Source organism: Trebonia sp. (genome assembly GCF_049794275.1).
Classification (GTDB): Bacteria; Actinomycetota; Actinomycetes; order Streptosporangiales; family Streptosporangiaceae; genus Trebonia.
The window spans coordinates 1-2,967 of record NZ_JBARCR010001141.1 but is presented as its reverse complement, the minus strand read 5'-3'; the positions used below and the strand labels follow the sequence as shown (position 1 = coordinate 2,967).

At 72.6% G+C, this 2,967-nt stretch carries 2 protein-coding genes and 1 pseudogene; all 3 read right to left on the bottom strand.

Features of this window, described 5'->3' with window-relative positions:
- A partial coding sequence (locus tag WA805_RS28280) for a glutamine amidotransferase (RefSeq protein WP_425243849.1) occupies nt 1-500 on the bottom strand: 500 nt, incomplete at its 3' end.
- A 37-nt stretch (nt 501-537) separates the two neighbouring features.
- Nucleotides 538-1,797, bottom strand: a complete 1,260-nt coding sequence (locus WA805_RS28275) for a MurT ligase domain-containing protein (RefSeq protein ID WP_422273179.1) — start codon at nt 1,795-1,797, stop codon at nt 538-540.
- Nucleotides 1,798-1,832: 35 nt separating this feature from the next.
- Nucleotides 1,833-2,967 (bottom strand): annotated as a pseudogene (locus WA805_RS28270) (hypothetical protein); the annotation flags it as partial.

The window sequence follows — 2,967 nt, the reverse complement described above, 5'->3', positions numbered from 1 at the left end:
GTGGTGCGGGCCAGCGGCCTGGCCTGCGGGCCGAGCCTCGTGACGCCCTGGTGGTTCTCGAACCCGGTGAGCCGTGGCACGTTGAGCGCGGGGTCCACGTCGGCGACGATCTCGCCGACGGCGCGGCGCTCCCCGCGCCCGCTGCGGATGTCGAGCAGGCCGAGTCCGGGGACCTGCGCCCCGTCCGTACCGCCGAACTCCATGCCGAGCACCTGGTAGCCCGCGCAGACCGCGAACACCACCGCGCCGCGGTTCGCCGCCTCGTGCAGCCCGCCGTCCGCCTGCAGCCGCCGGGTGGCCAGCGTCTGCGGCAGGTCCTCGCCGCCGCCCATCAGGTAGATGTCGCCGTCCCGCGGGACCGGCTGGTCGGAGTTCACCTCGGTGACCTCGACCGGCAGCCCGCGCAGCCTGGCGCGCCGCTCGAGCATGAGCAGATTGCCCCGGTCGCCGTAGGTGCTGAGCAGGTCCGGGTAGATCCAGACCAGGCGCAGTGGCCGCATCACTGTGTCTTCCGTAGGATCACTGTCTTCCTTGAGATCACTGTGTCCTCCCCAGGACGGCACGGTACTGCTGGAACGCCGTGTAGTTCGCGAGCACCTCGAGGTTCGGCGCCACGGTCCGCGCCAGGTCGACCGCCTCGTCAAGATCGTTCACGAGCCGGAACGGCACCTCGTCGGCCTCGAGCCTGACCGCGAGGTCGAGTTTCCGCTCGCCGCCGACCAGCACGTTCCTGTCGCGCAGCCGCCGGTAGTCGACGTCCCACAGCCATGAGGTGTCACGGCCGTCTGGCCCCTGCGCGTTCACCGCCAGCAGGACGGGCGCCGGGGCTGGCGCGAGCACGTCGAGCGCCTCGAGCCAGCCGGCCGGGTTCTTGGCGAGCAGCAGCCGGATCTCGCAGCCGCGCCTGTTCACCTGCGTGTACCGGCCGGCCACCGAGGTCACCGCGCGCAGTTCGCCGAGCGCCTGCGTGATATGCACGCCGAAGGCCTGGGCCACCGCGAGTGCGATCACCGCGTTGGACCGGTTGGCCCGGCCGGGAAGCTTCAGGTCGAGGGGGGTGGCCCGCCCGGAGGGGTCGATCACCTGGTCGCCGCTGAGCATCCAGCTGACCGGGGGCCGCCGGCCGCCGCACTCCCCGCAGGCCCAGTCGTCACCGTCCCTGTGCAGGTGGGAGCCGCAGTTCGGGCAGCACCAGGAGTCTTCTCGCCAGCGCTGCCCCGCGGCCACCCAGGTGACCTGCCGGGCCGAGCTCGCCGCCCAGGCGACCAGCGGGTCGTCGGCGTTCGCGACCACCCGGCAGCCGGGCACTGCGGCCAGCGCTTCCCGCCAGCGGCGCGCGAGCAGCCAGATCTCCGCTGCCCTGTCCATCTGGTCGCGGCTCAGGTTCAGCAGCACGACCACCTTGGGGTTGGTCGCCTTCACCATCGCCGGGATGTACTTCTCGTCGGTCTCGAGGACGGCGATCGGCGCGCCAGGAGCCCGGCTGAGCGCCGACGTCAGCCCTGCCTCCATGTTCGCGCCGTAGATATTCGACGCGATCTCCTGGCCGAGCGGGGTCAGCGCCGCGGTGATCAGCCGCGTGGTCGTGGTCTTGCCGTTGGTGCCGGTGACGAGGACGACCTGACGATCGGCAGCGAGTAGCGACAGCAGGCCGGGCTCGAGCCGCAGGCCGATGATGCCGCCGATGACCGAGCCGTCTCGTCCCGCGAGGCGGGAAACCGTGGCGGCGGCACCGCCGACGGTGGTCGCGAGCCTGGCCCGCATCGGCAACCTGGAGCGGTGGCTGTTCTGGTCCATCGCGGCCGATGCTATCCGGTATCGCGACGCGGTCGTCAGCGCTTGCGCCAGTCCAGCCGGTCCGCCGGCGGTCCCACATTGGGGGACGGGCCGTGCGGGCCCCCCAGCTCGGCGGGCGGGTCGTCCGTCAGCGCGTGCGCATCCGCGAGCGGGGACGTGGTGGCCACGGCGAGACCGCCGATCGCCGGGTTGGCGTCCGCGAGCACGACGTGCCGTCCGGTTGCCGTGCCGTAGCTGACGATCATCGCGGTGGGCGGCAGCCGCTGCAGCTCCGCGGCTTCCACGAGGAACTCCCTCGAACGCTGCATGGACCGCGCGAGCGACTCGCTGTCACCCGCCGCGCGGCTGGTCGACAGTCCCCACGCCGTGCTCGTGCTGATTCCGGCGGTTAGCGATTCCGACTGGCTCGACCCGTGCGACCTGCTCGTCTCGGCGGAGCGGGACGAACCGCCGCCGAACGGCAGGAAGCTGCTCGGCGCCGAGCGGGACTGCCCGCCGCCGCGGGACAGCGATTCGCTGCCGGTGGCGGAGGTAGCCAGCGAGGCCGACTCGCCGACCGTGCTCGTGTAGGAGACACCGGTCGTGTCCGTCACCGACGTCCCGACGGTCTCGGTGAGCTGGGAGAGGACGAAGCGGTGTTCGGTCCCGATCTGCTCGGCGGCGGCCCTCGCGTCCTCCGCGTTGCCCAGCCGCATGAACGCCACGCACGCGTTCCCCCTGCCGATCCGCTGCCGGACCTGGGGCGGCATCGACCGGTAGGCGAGCACCAGCCCGGAACGGGAGTTCTCGCAGACGTCGGTGAGCCGGTCGAGGACGTCGTCGCGGAGCCGTTCCGCGCCGAGCAGGTACAGCGTGTGCTGCCATGGCTGGCCGGCCTCCGCCTGCCCGAGCAGGTGGGTGAGCGCGGTGACCACGAAGCTGCCGAGCAGCCTGGCCGACAGCGGGCCGACCCGCTTGTCGATCGCGACCACGCGCAGCCTGCTGCGCGGCGGCTCGATCGGCTCGCTGCCGGTGGCGGCCAGCTTGCGGAGCTGCGCCTCGATGCTGAGCGCCCGTTCCAGCACCACCCGGTCGGTCGCGCCCTGGCCGAACAGCGCGCTCAGCTGGCTCAGCTCCTGCTCGGTGAGCAGTCCCGCCGCGACGTCGGCGCGCGGGTCGCCGACCTGCGCC